This is a genomic window from Paenibacillus sp. JJ1683 (assembly GCF_053006485.1).
In genome coordinates, this window is sequence record NZ_CM129820.1 from 652,007 (window position 1) to 668,280 (window position 16,274).

Here is a 16,274-nt window from a genome sequence, read left to right on the forward strand (position 1 = left end):
CACTATTCGAACAGATCTGTTCCTATTCATAAGTATCATAAGGAGGAAAAAAATTGGACTCTCATATCAGTTTGGGCAACGCATTGGGCAATGTAGGTATCGGCCTGCTTATCTTGTTTGCCATCTTAATCGTAGGTTATTTTGTGTTCAGCTTGCTGACACGTTATAACGATAATAAGGAAATCGCACGCGGAAATGAAGCGGCAGGTATCTACATGGGGGCAAAGCTGCTAGGCCTGTGTATCATCGTGGGAATGGTGTCGTATAGCAGCCATTCATGGCTCGATATGCTGACCTGGTCGGCCGTAGGCATTGTAGTGCTGTGCCTGGTCTATGTGATTTTTGATCTGGTAACGCCGCGTACCAAGGTGTGCGAGGAAATTGCTAAAGGCAATGTGGCTCTGGCACAACTGCTACGCTCAATCATCATCGGGGTATCTTTTGTCGTAGGTACATTTTTGATGTAGTCGAAATGATGTAGTTAATATAGAGAAGAGGTACAAAGAATCTGCAAAACCGGACAACGGAGCTGCAGATTCTTTTTCTTACGGGGAATTGTATTCACTTGGTGGGGACTATTCTACAAAGGTAAGGGTGATACTGCATAGCAAAAAGAAATGTGCTCCAGATATCAAACCAAATTGCAAAGAAGGGAATTCTGAACATATGAGTACCTTTACCTCCCCAATCCTACCCATTCGGGTGGGGATCATCGGCTTGGGCTTGATCGCTGAATATCATATCAGATCATTACACAGCATGTCGGGGGTATCGATTGTGGCCGTTAGTGATGTAAATGCGAACCGCCTTCAAGTCATCGGAGAGCAATTGCAACTGCCTGCTTCCAAGCGGTACTCCCATTATGAAGCGTTGATCCGTGACCCAGGGGTAGATGCGATTCTGTCGCTGACACCCAATGATGTGCATTTTGACATTATTAGGATTGCGCTGGAAGAACACAAAGCTGTACTGGCAGAAAAACCATTGACGCTCACGTGGTCTGAGGCAGGTGAATTGAAAAAGCTGTATACTGCGAATCCAGTGCCTTTGCTGGTTCACTACAAGCATCGCTACGGAGCGGCCTTCCAATATGTCAAGCAACTGCTGGAAGAGCATAAGCTGGGTAAAATCTACAATATTCAATTCCGCTATCTAATGGATTCATTTTCACCGTATCGTCAGCATCCGTATACATGGCGACACAATTTAGCCAAGGCCGGCTCTGGAGTCGTGGGGGATACTGCCTCACATATTATTGATCTGGCCCGTTTTCTGATTGGTGAATTTAAAAGCGTCGCGGCGCTGCTACATATCATTACACCTGAGCGGCCCGATCCGGTCACGGGTCTGCCTGTAAAAGTGGATGTGGAAGATCTCGCCGCCTTTCATGGCATCATTGGCGATAATACCGTGGGTACCTTCATCACTCACAAAAATGCCATCGGCAAACGTCACGATATCGAAGTGGATATCTACGGCGAGCTCGGTACGCTGCACGCTAGTCTCAATAATCCGGAAAGTATTCGCATCGTGCTGCGTGACCTGGAACACCCGGATGCCGAATACGAAAATTGGGCTGTTCCACCAATCTATAATCATACAGCCGATGGCGATTTTGTTAAGCTGGCAAGGGGGGAGTTCGTGGACCGAGCCCCATTGTTCGATGACGGATACAAGAATCAGTGGGTACTTGAGAAAATACTGCAATCCTGGAGAGAGAACGGGCGTTTAGTAGAAGTGTAAGGAGGCCCTATCTCTTATCTTGTTGCGTTCTTGCCCGTTTAGCCCCAATCAGCCTCCAGCCTGTTAACAATGCCGACACAAGACAGATGGAGGCAGACGTCATAAAGACTACATGCATGCCTGACAGAAAAATTTCAGGATGACCCGGAACTAAGCCGGTGACCCGATAACCAGCCTCTTTACTCATAATATAAAAGAGAATGGATGTGGCCAGCGTGATCCCCACAACCATACCGACGTTGCGCACCAGCGAATTAACACTTCCGGCCGAGCCAAGCTGTGTACGGGGTACCTTGGACATTATCAGCGAGTTGTTCGGCGATTGGAATAAACCACTGCCAATACCCAGCATGGCAATCCACAGACCGACGAGCGGGATGGAGCTGCCTGCATGCAGCTGGGCTAATCCAATTTGGGCAACGACCATAACGACCAGCCCGGCGAAAGTGAGCAGTTCAGACCCGATTTTATCGGAAAGTGCACCGCTGAGCGGGGCTACAATAACCATAGAGATGGGGAACAACATCAGCAGAAATCCGGCATAAAAAGGCGACAAGTTCAGCATATTCTGCGCATAGAAAGGCGAAATGATGTTAAAGCAGAAGTTAGCGACAAACACCAGAAAAGCACACAAAATACTGAGCGAAAACAGCGGATTTTTGAATAGTGCGAGCTGTAACAGTGGCTGTGGACGACGCAATTCCAACCGAATGAATACAGCAAAAGCAACTACAGCCACCACCAGCGAAGCAATAATACGTGGGTCTCCATACCCAACCTGCTGTCCCAGCAGCAATCCGACGAACAAGGCGAGAATAAAAATAGCAAACACCAGGCTACCAGGAACGTCAATCTTCTCCTTCACCTTGATCAGATCCTTCGGTAGAAGCTTCCAGCCAAGAAAGACAGCGACCAGGCCTATCGGTACATTCACCCAGAAAATGTATTGCCAGCCCAGCGAGGAGACAATAATACCGCCCAAGCTCGGCCCGGCGATACTGCCCAGAGAAACGAAGGTTCCGATGAGGCCAAGCGCTTTGCCCCGTTCAGTGGACGGGAAGATATCTGTTACGATCCCTTGGCTGTTCGCCATGGTCATGGATGCCCCAATCGCCTGAATGATGCGGGAAATCAGCAATAGGGAGAGTGAAGAGCTAAGACCGCACAATAGGGAGCCGAGAATGAATATGATTGTGCCGATTTTGAATATTTTGATTTTACCGACCATATCCCCTAGCTTGCCGAAAAATAAAATAGCGGTACATATCGCCATTAAATAGGCGGTTGTCACCCATTCAATTTGTGCCACGGGTAAATGTAACGTGCGAGACAACACAGGAAGAGCAATATTAACAATGCTTCCATCCAAAGTGGACATAAACGTAAACAGATTTAAAACAATCAAAATCATCCAACGTTTCTTCTGAACTTCGATATTCTCTTGATAGGTTGCAGCAGTTGTAGCAGTTGAACTCATTATGAACACCTCTTTATCGTTGAAAGCCCTTTTTATTAGTTGCATGCGCAACTAAATGAACGGTTCTAGTGTACAGCAAATTAGTTGCGTGCGCAACAATAGTATTGTAAACTTTGTTTTGGTCCCAGCTGGGGATTGCCATTTTCAAGCCAATGAGGTGTATTTGATGAGGAAAAAACCGATTGGAAAGCTAATTTCCCACCTGTACCGTCGAAATCAAAAAATACTGTCCAAAAAACTGGCTCCTTATGGAATCGGCAGTGGGGGACAACACAGTTTCCTAAAGCTGATTTTGCAGCGGCCGGGCATTACACAGGAGCAGCTGACGAATGAACTTAAATTTGACAAGGCAACCACGACACGCTCTGTAAAACAATTAGAGGAATCAGGCTACATTGAACGTAAAACGGACCCCAATGATCGTCGTTCCCAACTTGTGTCTCCTACGGCCAAGGCGTTAGAATTCGCTCCTGTCTTACAAGGGATATTGGACGAGCTCAATGCCGGTCTTGCCCGCAATTTATCCGAAGAGGAAGAGGACCTTCTAATCGACTTACTGCAAAAGATTAGTACAGATCCTGACGAATAAATAAATCAGGAGTTAGCATAGAGGATCGGCGGGTAAAAGAAAAAGGAAAAAAGAAAAAAGCAGCCATTTTCAGAGAATACTCTGTGGTGGCTGCTTGGTGCAGTCTGAGGGTTTATTGCACGGGAGAACGGTCGCCGCTTATATGGCATTCGCAATTCAGTCCAAGCTAATCCCTTCGAACGCATTCATGACTAATTGTCGTACATAGGCATCGTCTAATGGATAACCAGTCACCAGCAATCGATAAAAAATCGGCCCATAAATGAGATCGATACATAATTCGACATCAAGATGCTCCTTCAATTCCCCGCGCTCTATTCCCCGCTCAATAAGATGCCTGGCCTCAAGTCGCCGAGGATGAAAATATCGGGTTCGGTATGCCTCTGCTAATCCTGAATCAAGTTGCCCTTCACCAATTAACTCCGTAATGATTTTACCTTCTCGACTTATTAAGAACCGCACTAAATTCGTAGCATGAATGAGAATATCGTCCAATACACGGCCTGTATCAGGTACAGGCAATCTTGCCATGGTAGCTGACAGGAAACCATCCATTACTACGGCAGCTTTGTTAGGCCACCATTTATAGATGGTGGCTTTGCTGACTTTCGCTCGCTCAGCAATTTTTTCTACTGTTACCGCTCCAAAGCCTTGTTCCAACAGTAGTTCATAGGAAGCGGTAAGGATAGATTTTTGCGACTCAACATTACGCGGACGTCCTCTTTTACTCTGCACTGGAATGCTCACCTTCTTACATAGATATAAGAAACATAAAAAAAGTAAACTATACGTTCAGTATATCAAATATCAGGCAAGAATAAAAAGTTGAATTTGCCTATTTACAAAACGAAACGTTCAGTATATTATTTGATTATCGAATTAACGAACTATACGTTCAGTATTTAAATTATTGAGGAGGATTATCATGCAAAGAGAACAACAAGCTGTAGAAGGCAACCGTATTTCAAATTGGATGATGTTTCTGTTGGCAGCAGCATGCGGCCTTATTGTTGCCAACCTTTACTATGCTCAAACTCTGGTAGGGCCTATTCATGTGGCGCTGGGTCTTTCTTCCACAACAGCGGGCTTCATTGTCACCTTAACTCAAATCGGTTATGTTGTGGGATTGCTGTTTATCGTACCGATTAGTGACATTATTGAAAATCGACGTCTAATGATCGTATCGCTCATCATTACAGTCTGTGCATTGCTCGTTGCTGCCTTCGCCCCCAATGCCACGTTGTTCCTTACTGCATCCTTGTTCATTGGGGTTGGATCTGTAGTTGCCCAAATACTGGTGCCGTATGCTACCTATTTAGCATCCGAAGAGCAGCGCGGCCGGGTTGTAGGGAATGTTATGAGCGGACTCCTGCTAGGGATTATGTTCGCACGTCCATTGGCAAGCTTCATAACCAGCATCTGGGGATGGCAAGCCGTATTTATTATGTCAGCCATTGTTTTGACGCTGTTGACGATTCTCCTGTCGAAAGCACTTCCGGAGCGCAAGCCTGTGCCTACGGTATCTTACAGTAAACTGATTTTCTCACTAGGTACTCTGTTCAAACAAACGCCTGCATTGCGCCGGCGTGCCCTGTATCAAGCCTGCTTATTTGGCGCCTTCAGCCTGTTTTGGACGGTTGTTCCTCTACGCTTGGCGGATGATTTCGGCATGTCTCAGCAAGGGATTGCACTGTTTGCTTTAGTAGGTGTAGGCGGCGCAATAGCTGCTCCGATTGCCGGGAGATTGGCTGACAAAGGCTGGAGCAAAGTATTAACCGGGCTAGCTATGGTCATTGCCGCCTTGTCCTTTTTGGTCATCTATATTTTTCAAAGTCATTCGACGGTTGCGCTCATACTTCTCTTTATTTCAGCCATTACACTGGATATGGCTGTATCGGGAAATCTTGTGCTTGGACAGCGTGTTATTTACTCCTTGGGAAGTGAAGCGAGAGGGCGTCTGAACGGATTATTCATGTCTATCTTTTTCATAGGTGGAGCGATTGGATCATCATTAGGTGGTTGGTCTTACGCATTAGGTGGTTGGAATTTAAGTGCTCTGATTGGAGTCATCTTGCCTGTGCTGGCTTTACTGTACTTTTTCACTGAGAAAGAAACGAGTGGAGACGTACGAAAGAAACAAAACGGGTAAAGATCATCTTTAGGCTATGCCGTACGCAAAAGCATGATCATTAAAATGGCTGTTCCCAAGAGAAAACAAAGGGGCGAGTAGAGCACGGTGTCCCATTTTGCAAAAACAGTTCCTTTTTTTCTCTTGAAGAACCCAACCCATTTGAAATCTCCTATTGAACGTAAAATAAATAAGCTCGACAACAAGCCTGCACCGTAGGAATAGAAGGAATAGAAGGAATGAAAAAACCGAAATGGTGCAACTCCCCCTAGCTGCAGGACGAACCAAGCGGCTAAAGCTAGTAAAAAGGCAACAATTGATGTCCCTATTTTGGAGGGTTTAAAGAGCAAATCCGTTCCCGTGCTTGGGATCGCTGCCTTAGCGCCTGTTTGTCCGCCGAATACCCAATATACATGCATGCCGCTCAGTATAAATAAAATTCCGCCAACTGCCCATGTAAGTAACTCCAACATCTGACTTCCCTCCTTAATTTGAAATCCACTCTGTCCAAATCATATGAATATGCTGTTGAATGGCTTCTTCACTTAACGTCTCTTGCTTGTGACGCTCATACCAACCCAAGTAGTAATGGTACAATATCCATGATCTCTGAAAGGCTTTTTCTGGCTGCATTCCCTTCTGGATTAAAAGCTCTTTCATAAACTCCATTCTCATCTGTTCAACTTCATCGAGTAAAGCACGGTAACTATCATCCTTCAATGACAGCCTGCGTAGATAAAACAGAAAATCTCCCCGTTTCGTCTTGCCGAACATCTGGGTTAGCACTTCTCGAATCCGCTCATCTGCGGCAGCATGGGTGATGGACGCGGCCATAACCTGTTGCGTCGTCTGTGCCTTCCATGTCTCTACAATCTGTCGAATATAGCTGCTGCGATTGTTAAAATACCAATAAAAACTGCTCTTACTGCACCCTAAAGCAGCGGCCATTTTTTCAACAACAAGTTGATCGATTCCACCCTGCTCAAAACGTTCCATTCCTTTTTGAATCCATTGTTCTTCTGTGACAATAATCTTAGGCATCTCTCGCGCTCTCTTTCTGTACGGTATCGTCTAGATAAAATGATTTTACAATGGTTTTAGTGGTGTGTAAATATAAGCCGATTCGTCTCCACAGCCAGATGATCAATAACGGGCATAAAATTACATAAACGCCCACTTGAAATACCTGTGAATTTGAACTATAATGCTGTAGCATATAGTAATATTCAAGGCATTGACCAAAGACATGATTTCCTTGAAGGGCCGTTCAGAGAGAAAAGCCAAGGCTGAGAGCTTTTCCGGCAACCGCATGTGAAGTTACCCCTTTGTAGCCGTGACGTTGAACGTGTAACTGTTTAAGCTGGCAGTGACATCAGTAAGCGCCCACCGATTTATCCCCGTTAACGGATACCAATGGAGGGCCACGCAGGTCGTGCATGAGCATGTTCCGATGAACATGAATGTACGTACAGCAGCGGGCCGAACTAGGGTGGAACCACGAGCTGAACGCACTCGTCCCTTGAGGGAGAGAGGCGTTTTTTTGCGTTCAATTTTGATATAGCACACAATTTGAAATGGGGGCTTTAATCGTGAGTATTCAAGTGAAATTGCCGGATGGAGCCGTACGCGAGTACGAGCAGGGTGTATCCATCGCCGACGTGGCGGGTTCGATCAGCTCCGGTCTGAAAAAGAATGCAGTAGCAGGTAAAGTGAACGGGAAGGCTGTCGATCTGAACACCGTTTTGGATCAGAACGTTGACCTTGAAATTATTACGCTGGACAGTGCGGACGGCCTGGAAATTTATCGTCACAGTACAGCGCATTTGCTGGCACAGGCGCTCAAACGCATTTACGGTGAGAAAAACGTGAAGCTGGGGATTGGTCCGGTCATCGACAGCGGCTTCTACTATGACATTGATATCGAAAACCCATTGTCCGTTGACGATCTGGCGAAGATCGAAAAGGAAATGACGAAGATCGCGCAGGAAAATCTGCCGATTACACGTCGTGTGGTCAGCCGTGAGGAAGCCACTCGCATTTTTGGTGAACTGGAAGATCCATTGAAGCTGGAACTGATCCGTGATTTGCCGGAAGAAGCGGAAATTACGATTTATGATCAAGGCGAATTTTTTGACCTGTGTCGTGGTCCGCATTTGCCATCAACTGGCCGTATCAAAGCGTTTAAACTGTTAAGTGTAGCGGGTGCATACTGGAGAGGCGATTCCAACAACAAGATGTTGCAACGTATCTACGGAACAGCTTTCCCGAAGAAAGCGCAACTGGATGAGCATCTGCACTTGCTGGAGGAAGCGAAAAAACGCGACCATCGCAAGCTGGGTAAGGAACTGGAACTGTTCATGTTCTCCGAAGAAGCACCTGGCATGCCGTTCTACCTGCCTAAAGGTATGGTTGTCCGTACTGCGCTGGAAGATTACTCCCGTGACATTCAACGTTTGCATGGCTATGAGGAAGTACGTACACCGCTGATGATGAACAACCGTCTGTGGGAACAATCAGGACACTATGACCATTACAAAGAAAACATGTACTTCTCCGAAGTAGACGAAACTACATTTGCTCTGAAACCGATGAACTGCCCGGGGCATATGCTTGTGTTTAAAAATGAACTTCATTCTTATCGCGACCTGCCGATTCGTATATCCGAATTTGGACAAGTGCATCGTCATGAGCTGTCCGGTGCGTTGAACGGTATGATGCGTGTTCGTACATTCTGTCAGGATGATGCGCATATTTTCGTGACACCAGAACAGATTGAAAAAGAGATTACAGACGTAATCAAGCTGATTAACGAAATGTACAGTGTGTTTGGCTTTGAATTCACAGTGGAATTGTCCACTCGTCCAGATGACTTTATGGGTGAGCCAGCGCTGTGGGATCAAGCGGAACAAGCTTTGCAAAACGTGCTGGAACATCTGGGCATGAACTACCGTATAAATGCGGGAGATGGAGCCTTTTATGGTCCGAAAATTGACTTCCACATTCTCGATGCGCTCAAACGCAGCTGGCAGTGCGGAACAATCCAATTGGACTTCCAAATGCCTGAGAAGTTCGACCTCACTTATGTGGGCGAGGACAACCAGAAGCACCGTCCAGTCGTTATTCACCGTGCCATCTACGGTTCGATTGACCGCTTCATGGGCATCCTGACTGAGCATTTTACAGGTGCATTCCCATTGTGGTTGGCTCCTGTTCATGCGAAGCTGTTGCCTGTATCCGAGAACTATATCGAGACTGCCAATGAGGTGCAGGAAGCGTTGCTGAAAGCGGGTCTGCGCGTCGAAGTGGATACTCGGAATGAGAAGCTTGGTTATAAAATCCGTGAAGCGCAATTGGAGAAGGTTCCATACATGTTCGTTATCGGGGAAAATGAAAAAACAACCGGTACTGTAGCTGTGCGTAAACGGGGCGAAGGCGATCTGGGATCATTCAGCATTGCGGACATCGTAGAGAAAATCAGCACAGAGATTCACGAGAAGCAGTAATATTGGATTAAAAAATATATAAAAGAGCCGTCAAAACCATGATCATAGTGGTTTTGACGGCTCTTTATTTATACATCATACATAAGTTCCTAAGCTCCAGCACGAGAGAGGGAACAGCCTCGATTGAATGCTTTAGTTATCCTGTGCCTGTATGCCTAGCACGTCTGCGACCGAGAAGTGGCGTGATCTGCGGGGAGGGAAAGTGCCTTCAAAGCTGACTCCTCGGCTCGTTTGACCGAGGCCTCTTCCACATCCTGTTCCTCGCTAAGCGATAAAATTTCGCCACGCAATTTGAGCATTTTCTGATCCAGTTCGTAGGTTGCACGTGCAGCTTCGGTCAACCCGTTAACCACGTGTTCGGGCACTTTCTTATCAAACTTATAGTACAAAATATGCTCCATACTGGCCCAGAAATCCATAGCCAATGTGCGCAATTGAATTTCGACCTTAATCCAGCGTGTGCCCTCAAACAGGATTAGCGGAATCTCCACAATGACATGTAGGCTCTGATAGCCGTTGGGCTTAGGATGGGCAATATAGTCCTTGACCTCTAGAATCCGAATGTCTTCCCGTGTGCGGAGGTGATCCATCAGACGATAGATATCTTTGACAAAAGCACATACCACGCGCATGCCTGCGATATCATGAATTTCACGCAATATATTGTCCAGGGTGACCTCATGCCCTTTGCGCCGAACCTTTTCCACAATGCTGTGGGGTTCTTTGATCCGGGTTTTAATGTGCTCAATCGGGCTAAAACCATCTATCAGTTTCCATTCCGTCTGGATCAGCTTAATTTTATTCTTTAACTCCTCCAGAGCGAGTTGATAAAGGACGGGAATCTTTCTCCATTCCTCTAGTTGCTTGGCGTCAACACTGTTCTGGTCCAGCTGTAGCTGAAATTCCTGCAAGGGCAAAGGGACAGCATTCAAGTGCTTCCAATCCGGTTCATTCACAGAGCATTCTCCTAAATGAGGCTTACGATGTCCTCGATCTATTTCGTAAAAATGGATTACCGTATATATTGTACACTATGTCAAAACGTACAGGCAAAGGAGAGACGGACAAAGAAATAAGAAATAAAATAATAATTATAGTGGTAAAACCGAGTAATCCGATGTATAATTGCAAAAATGCTGATTTAAAGCATTAAATTTTTTCGAAAATAGCACAAATGTTGAGTAGTCGTTATTAGATCAAAAATATAAATTACAGAAAATGAGGATGAGCAAAATGGCAAAAGTAGAAAGTTTTCAATTAGACCACACGATTGTAAAGGCTCCTTATGTAAGAGCAGCGGGAGTAGAGCATGATGAAAAAGGAAGCACGGTACAAAAGTATGACTTGAGATTTCTGCAACCGAATGAAGACGCACTGCCAACAGCTGCTGTACATACGCTGGAGCATTTATTGGCGACGTATCTGAGAGACGAAATCAAAGGCATTATTGATATTTCTCCTATGGGCTGCAGAACGGGATTCTACTTGATTTTATGGAATGAACACGAGCCTGAGGAAATTGCACTTGCTTTGGAAAAAACGTTGAAAAGAATTCTAGAAACGACAGAAGTCCCGGCTGTTACTGCTTTGGAATGCGGGAACTATAAGGACCATTCTCTTTTCTCCGCTCAGGAATATGTGAAGATTGTGTTGGAGGCTGGCATTAGTCGCGATCCTTTCAAAAGAGTATTTTAAAATCTATGATCTCAATAGACCTATCTCATCAGACAGCAGTAGTGACAGGCGGTAAGTCGGGTATAGGCAAGGGTATTGTAGAGCTTTTCATTCAAAGTGGAGCTAAAGTGATCTCCGCTGATATTTCTTATGAAGAGCCGTATAGAGTGATCAATTCACAGTTGGTTGAAACTCAATTGGACATATCCAAGCCGGATGATATCGAAAGATGGTGCGATCTGCTCATTAGCAAATCAGGAGTTCCTGACATATTGGTGAACTGCGCAGGTACTTCTACGATGGATTATGTCATTGATAGTGAGTTGGCTGATTGGGAGAAAGTATTTTCGATCAATTCAACCGGGCTGTATGTAGCGTCCAAACGGTTTGCCAAGGAAATGGTGGATGCGCGTAAACCGGGGCGAATTATCCAAATTGCTTCACAGGCTGGAAAAAATGGATATCGGGCTATGGGCGGATATTGTGCATCCAAACATGCGGTTCTCGGCTTGACCAAGGTGATGGCCATTGAGCTTGCTCCGCATCAAATTTTGGTGAATGCGGTTTGTCCAGGTATCGTAGAAACGCCGATGAAGCATCGTGAGCGGATTGAAGGGGGCGTCATTCGCGGAATGACCGCCCAGGAGATATATGAAGAAGATTGTTCGCAGGTACCATTGGGGAGAACCGCCGAGGTAGAGGATGTCGCCAATGTGGTGCTGTTTCTGGCAAGTCCGCTCTCCGCATATATGACAGGACAAGCGATTAATGTTACAGGTGGAATGACGATGCACTAGCATACTAGCATGATCTGGGGGAAAACAACATGAAGAAATCGTTCGTTTTACTATTAGGGATTAGTTTATTACTCGTAGCCGCAGGGTGCGGTAATAAAAGTACAGACAGTAATGGCTCCAGCTCCGCTTCCGGTGCGGAAACGCAAAAGGTAGTCATTGGCTCTATGGGGTCTGACGCGCAGATTTGGAAGCATATTGCCCAATCCCAGGCCGCCAAGGATGCCAAGCTGGATATTGAAGTAAAGGAAATTAACGGTGGAATCGAAACGAACAATGCGACTAGACAAGGCGATGTGGACGTGAATGCATTCCAATCGTGGGCATATCTAGTGAGCTATAACAAAGAGAGCAAAGCCGATTTGAAGGCGATAGCCACCACCTATCTGGAGCCGATGGGGATTTATTCGCAAAAGTTCAAAAGTATTGATGAAGTGACCGACGGAGCGTTGGTGGCTTTGGCGGACAATCCGGCGAATACAGCAAGAGGTTTGAAGCTGTTGGAAGCATCCGGTTTGATTAAACTTAAAGCTGACTTTAATGATGCTTTAGGTACAGTCAATGATATTACGAGTAACCCAAAAAACTTGAAATTTGAACTCATCGACGACAAAACTGGTCCACGCGTGATTCAAGATGTAGGCTTGGTGTTGATCGGGAACACGATTGCTTTAGAAGGCGGTCTGAATGTACTGAAGGATTCCTTGTTCCACGAAGAGATCAGTCAGGCAACAAAGAACAATATTAACGTTCTGGTAACTTCATCGGATAAGGCAAACGATAAGGGACTACAAAAATTAGCGGATCTCTATCATAACGAGGATACTCAAAAGTACATTAAGGATGAATTTGGCGGTACCAAAGTAGAGGTTAAAGAACCTGTTTCTTATTTGGAAGGACAAACTGCAAAATAAACATAAAAGAGGTCAGCCAGTTTTCTGGTTGACCTCTTTTATTCGTTAGAGGCTTCTACTGGTAATTTCAGTAGTCGTTTTGCATTTGAGCATGGGTTTCGGCTCGATAATGTTTGGGAGAGAATCCCTTTACCTTTTTAAAAATTTTTGAGAAGAGTAAAGGGTCATTATAGCCGACTGAACGGGAAATATCGCCTATCGAAAGTTCAGCGTTACCCATCATTTCACAAGCTTTGTTGATCCTGTAGCGAATCAGATAGTCCTGAATGCTTGTGTTTACTCGTTGTTTAAATAACGAACATAAATAACTCCGATTGAGTCCGATAAAATTTGCAATATGCTCAATGGTAATTTTCTGAGCATAATTCATTTCGATAAAATCCTTCACTTTTTCAACATAAATTTCCGCCCGACCTTCCTTTTGTCCAGAGAACGTTGCCGGACTGAACTCAATTAGCTCCGATAACATTGAGTAAAGCAGCCCGGCCAATCTGGTTTCCCGAGCTTTATGATACCCACTTGATTCGTTCATTTGCTGCAAATACTGATAAATCAAATGCTCTCCTTCAAAGTAGAGGATTGGGGACATCATCGTCAGGCCTGCCTGCTTGAGGAGTGTTTCTGCCAGTGCCCCGTTAAAACCAAACCAGCAATAAGACCAAGGATTTACTACATCGGCTTGATAATAAGTGATGACTTGCGGGCAGATTAGGAACCATTGTCCTTTCCGTAAGCGATAACTGAACCCACCGACCTCGAAGGTACCCTCCCCGTCCAAAATATAATGGAGCAGATAGTGATCTCTTATAGCAGGTCCAAAAAAGTGACCGGGTATGCATTCCTCTATGCCAAACTGAGTTAGATACAATTCAGAGTGCTGTTTACTACGTGGCAAATACTCAATCACGGTATATCTCCTTATGTAAATTATCAAGCATTATAACATAAATAGTGAGTACCATGCCATGTACTTCATATCTAAAATTAATATATGATTTCTATAGAACCTATTGCTATATCATTAAATCTTATCAAGCTTTACACCATATGGACTTAGTTGATGGCTGTTACAAAAGGGTTGTTCTAAGTGCCATTTTAGGTGTGGATCTCCGATGATTATTATCTAAGAGAGGGGTTATTTTCCCAATGGGTATCATTGTTCAAGAGCAACCGGGGCTGTTTCATTTGCAGTCGTCGGGCATGAGTTATATTATTCAGATTGTCGATGGATTTCCTGTGCATGTATACTGGGGAGACAGGTTGAAGCACCGTGAGCCCATGGCTGATCTATTGCTTCACACTCCCGCGACGGCTGGATTAGATCGGCTGCCGCAAGAATACCCGCAGTATGGGAGTGGAGACTTCCGTACACCGGCGTATCAAGTAGAGCTTGAGGATGGAACACGCATCACGGAGTTAAAGTACGATGGTTACCGGATCATTAAGGGAAAGCCATCTTTACCCGGGCTTCCGGCCGTTTATACCGAGAATGAAGCCGAAGCGGATACGTTGGAACTGGAATTAAAAGATGCCTTTTCAGGTCTTAAAGTGGTTCTTCTTTACACCGTCTTCGCGGATCGAAACGTAATCGCTCGTTCGGCTCGTCTAAGTAATGCGGGGGAACAAAATCTTCGACTCCTCCGCGCGCTAAGTGCCAGTGTCGATTTCGCGGGAAAAAGCGATTTAGAGTTCATGTATCTTTCGGGAGCATGGGCACGGGAAGGGAATATTACCCGCAAACCGATTCTTCAAGGTGAAACCCGAATTGATAGTAAAAGAGGCATGAGCAGCCATCAGCTTAATCCTTTTACTGCATTAGTCACGCAGGAGACCACGGAAAGCCAGGGTGAGGCATTCGGCTTTAGCCTTGTGTACAGCGGAGGCTTTGAGGCGGGAGCAGAATTAGATTCATTTGGCTCTACACGGTTTAGCATTGGCGTAAACTCGTTTGACTTTTCATGGTTACTGAATCCAGGGGAGAGCTTCCAAACGCCAGAAGCCGTTATGGTTTATTCCGGTCAAGGACTGGGAGAAATGTCGCGTACATATCATCGCTTGTATCGGACTCGGCTTTGCCGAGGGACATATAGGGATGAAGAACGCCCTATTCTGGTCAATAACTGGGAAGCTACCTATTTTGACTTCAATGCGGATAAGTTGGTATCGATAGCGAAAGAGGGGGCTGAGCTAGGCATCGAACTCTTTGTCCTGGATGACGGTTGGTTCGGAAAACGGGATTCTGACAATTCGTCTCTCGGTGATTGGTACGAAGATCGCCGGAAGCTGCCAGACGGACTGGCCGATGTCGCGAAACGCATCAATCAATTGGGGCTTAAATTCGGGCTCTGGTTCGAGCCGGAAATGATCTCTCCAGACAGCGAATTGTACCGCAAGCATCCAGACTGGTGTCTTCACGTTCCAGGACGGCGGCGTAGCGAAGCCAGATGGCAGCTGGTGCTGGACTATACTCGCAAGGAAGTGCGCGATTACATCTACGATTCGCTGGCTGCCATTTTCTCCAGTGCTCCAGTCTCTTACGTGAAGTGGGATATGAATCGCTGCCTGACGGAAATTGGTTCCGCTGATCTGCCGCCGGAACGCCAATCCGAGACTGCCCATCGCTATGTTCTTGGATTGTATGAGCTGTTAGAGCGCGTCACCACCGAATTTCCGCATATTCTTTTTGAGAGTTGCTCAAGTGGTGGAGGACGTTTTGATCCAGGCATGCTTTACTACATGCCTCAAGTCTGGACTAGTGATAATACCGATGCGGTGGAACGCCTGAAGATTCAATATGGAACTAGCCTTGTCTATCCTGTAAGCGCCATCGGAGCCCATGTGTCGGCCGTTCCGAACCATCAAGTTGGACGCATAACGCCCCTTGATTTTCGAGGTGATGTCGCCATGTCTGGAAATTTTGGATATGAGCTTGATCTCACGAAATTTACTGATGAGGAAAAAGAGACGGTTAAACGTCAAGTCACAGCATACAAGCAGATTCGTGGCTTAGTACAGAAGGGTGACTTGTATCGCTTAAAGAGTCCGTTTGAACATAACGAGTCGGCTTGGATGTTTGTTTCCGAAGACCAAGAGGATGCCGTCGTCTACTATTTCCAAGTGATGGCTGTCCCGAACGCGCCTTGGCGAGCTCTGCGCCTTGATGGACTAAATCCAGAGCTCGAATATGAAGTTCAGTCAGGAAATAGCGGGCAAAAGTCTATCCATGGGGGGGATAGGCTTATGAAGTTGGGCCTCCCTCTTGTCTACAGACAGAAAGACTATGAAAGTGGATGGTTCAGGCTTCGGGCCATAAGGTCCAGCAAGGCTTAGGGCTTAAAGGATCAGTACAACAGTACAATTGGCGAAAGATAGAAAACAATTGATTGAGTTATGCATGCCCCTTTTTATATGAAAAGGGGCATTTTGCGCGCAGCAGCCGTACTGATCGGGGA

General features: G+C 45.7%; 15 protein-coding genes. 9 read left to right on the forward strand and 6 right to left on the reverse strand.

What is annotated here, in order from left to right:
* Window positions 1-53: 53 nt before the first annotated feature.
* Together ACUC6J_RS02940 and ACUC6J_RS02945 are read left to right on the forward strand one after the other, a co-directional pair.
* Window positions 54-467: a DUF350 domain-containing protein gene (locus ACUC6J_RS02940; protein ID WP_031462776.1), complete on the forward strand. Its 414-nt coding sequence runs from the start codon at window positions 54-56 to the stop codon at window positions 465-467.
* A 199-nt stretch (window positions 468-666) separates the two neighbouring features.
* Window positions 667-1,743: a Gfo/Idh/MocA family protein gene (locus ACUC6J_RS02945; protein WP_447249725.1), complete on the forward strand. Its 1,077-nt coding sequence runs from the start codon at window positions 667-669 to the stop codon at window positions 1,741-1,743.
* Between the two features lie 7 nt (window positions 1,744-1,750).
* On the opposite strand, the gene ACUC6J_RS02950 is transcribed toward ACUC6J_RS02945, so the two are convergent.
* Window positions 1,751-3,220: an MFS transporter gene (locus ACUC6J_RS02950; RefSeq protein WP_447249726.1), complete on the reverse strand. Its 1,470-nt coding sequence runs from the start codon at window positions 3,218-3,220 to the stop codon at window positions 1,751-1,753.
* Between the two features lie 166 nt (window positions 3,221-3,386).
* On the opposite strand from ACUC6J_RS02950, the gene ACUC6J_RS02955 reads away from it, so the two are divergent.
* Window positions 3,387-3,809: a MarR family winged helix-turn-helix transcriptional regulator gene (locus ACUC6J_RS02955; RefSeq protein WP_017428023.1), complete on the forward strand. Its 423-nt coding sequence runs from the start codon at window positions 3,387-3,389 to the stop codon at window positions 3,807-3,809.
* 156 nt (window positions 3,810-3,965) lie between these two features.
* On the opposite strand, the gene ACUC6J_RS02960 is transcribed toward ACUC6J_RS02955, so the two are convergent.
* Entirely contained in the window at window positions 3,966-4,544 is a 579-nt protein-coding gene (locus ACUC6J_RS02960) for a TetR/AcrR family transcriptional regulator (RefSeq protein WP_447249727.1), read from the reverse strand.
* Between the two features lie 190 nt (window positions 4,545-4,734).
* Between ACUC6J_RS02960 and ACUC6J_RS02965 the strand changes: the two genes are divergently transcribed.
* Window positions 4,735-5,958, forward strand: a complete 1,224-nt coding sequence (locus ACUC6J_RS02965; RefSeq protein ID WP_038978250.1) for an MFS transporter — start codon at window positions 4,735-4,737, stop codon at window positions 5,956-5,958.
* A gap of 14 nt (window positions 5,959-5,972) precedes the next feature.
* Here ACUC6J_RS02965 and ACUC6J_RS02970 read toward each other — a convergent pair whose 3' ends face one another.
* Complete coding sequence (locus ACUC6J_RS02970) at window positions 5,973-6,410, reverse strand: DUF3995 domain-containing protein (RefSeq protein ID WP_107734797.1); 438 nt, start codon at window positions 6,408-6,410, stop codon at window positions 5,973-5,975.
* Between the two features lie 13 nt (window positions 6,411-6,423).
* Window positions 6,424-6,978: a TetR/AcrR family transcriptional regulator gene (locus ACUC6J_RS02975; protein ID WP_016819511.1), complete on the reverse strand. Its 555-nt coding sequence runs from the start codon at window positions 6,976-6,978 to the stop codon at window positions 6,424-6,426.
* Window positions 6,979-7,526: 548 nt separating this feature from the next.
* On the opposite strand from ACUC6J_RS02975, the gene thrS reads away from it, so the two are divergent.
* Window positions 7,527-9,440: a threonine--tRNA ligase gene (thrS, locus tag ACUC6J_RS02980; protein WP_016819512.1), complete on the forward strand. Its 1,914-nt coding sequence runs from the start codon at window positions 7,527-7,529 to the stop codon at window positions 9,438-9,440.
* A gap of 155 nt (window positions 9,441-9,595) precedes the next feature.
* On the opposite strand, the gene ACUC6J_RS02985 is transcribed toward thrS, so the two are convergent.
* Window positions 9,596-10,396, reverse strand: coding sequence for a GTP pyrophosphokinase (locus ACUC6J_RS02985; protein ID WP_016819513.1), 801 nt, complete (start codon window positions 10,394-10,396; stop codon window positions 9,596-9,598).
* 277 nt (window positions 10,397-10,673) lie between these two features.
* On the opposite strand from ACUC6J_RS02985, the gene ACUC6J_RS02990 reads away from it, so the two are divergent.
* From ACUC6J_RS02990 to ACUC6J_RS03000, 3 genes are read left to right on the forward strand one after another with little or no spacing between them, the layout of a single operon-like run.
* Window positions 10,674-11,135: an S-ribosylhomocysteine lyase gene (locus tag ACUC6J_RS02990; protein ID WP_013369209.1), complete on the forward strand. Its 462-nt coding sequence runs from the start codon at window positions 10,674-10,676 to the stop codon at window positions 11,133-11,135.
* Between the two features lie 5 nt (window positions 11,136-11,140).
* Window positions 11,141-11,911 (forward strand): SDR family NAD(P)-dependent oxidoreductase, encoded by a 771-nt coding sequence (locus ACUC6J_RS02995; RefSeq protein WP_107734798.1) that lies wholly within the window; start codon window positions 11,141-11,143, stop codon window positions 11,909-11,911.
* A gap of 29 nt (window positions 11,912-11,940) precedes the next feature.
* Window positions 11,941-12,822, forward strand: a complete 882-nt coding sequence (locus ACUC6J_RS03000) for a MetQ/NlpA family ABC transporter substrate-binding protein (RefSeq protein WP_013369211.1) — start codon at window positions 11,941-11,943, stop codon at window positions 12,820-12,822.
* Window positions 12,823-12,889: 67 nt separating this feature from the next.
* On the opposite strand, the gene ACUC6J_RS03005 is transcribed toward ACUC6J_RS03000, so the two are convergent.
* Window positions 12,890-13,729 carry an AraC family transcriptional regulator gene (locus ACUC6J_RS03005; RefSeq protein WP_447249728.1) on the reverse strand — a complete coding sequence of 280 codons (840 nt, stop codon included), beginning with the start codon at window positions 13,727-13,729 and terminating at the stop codon, window positions 12,890-12,892.
* Between the two features lie 239 nt (window positions 13,730-13,968).
* Here ACUC6J_RS03005 and ACUC6J_RS03010 point away from each other — a divergent pair, with 239 nt between their 5' ends.
* Complete coding sequence (locus ACUC6J_RS03010) at window positions 13,969-16,152, forward strand: alpha-galactosidase (RefSeq protein WP_031462783.1); 2,184 nt, start codon at window positions 13,969-13,971, stop codon at window positions 16,150-16,152.
* Window positions 16,153-16,274 lie beyond the last annotated feature (122 nt).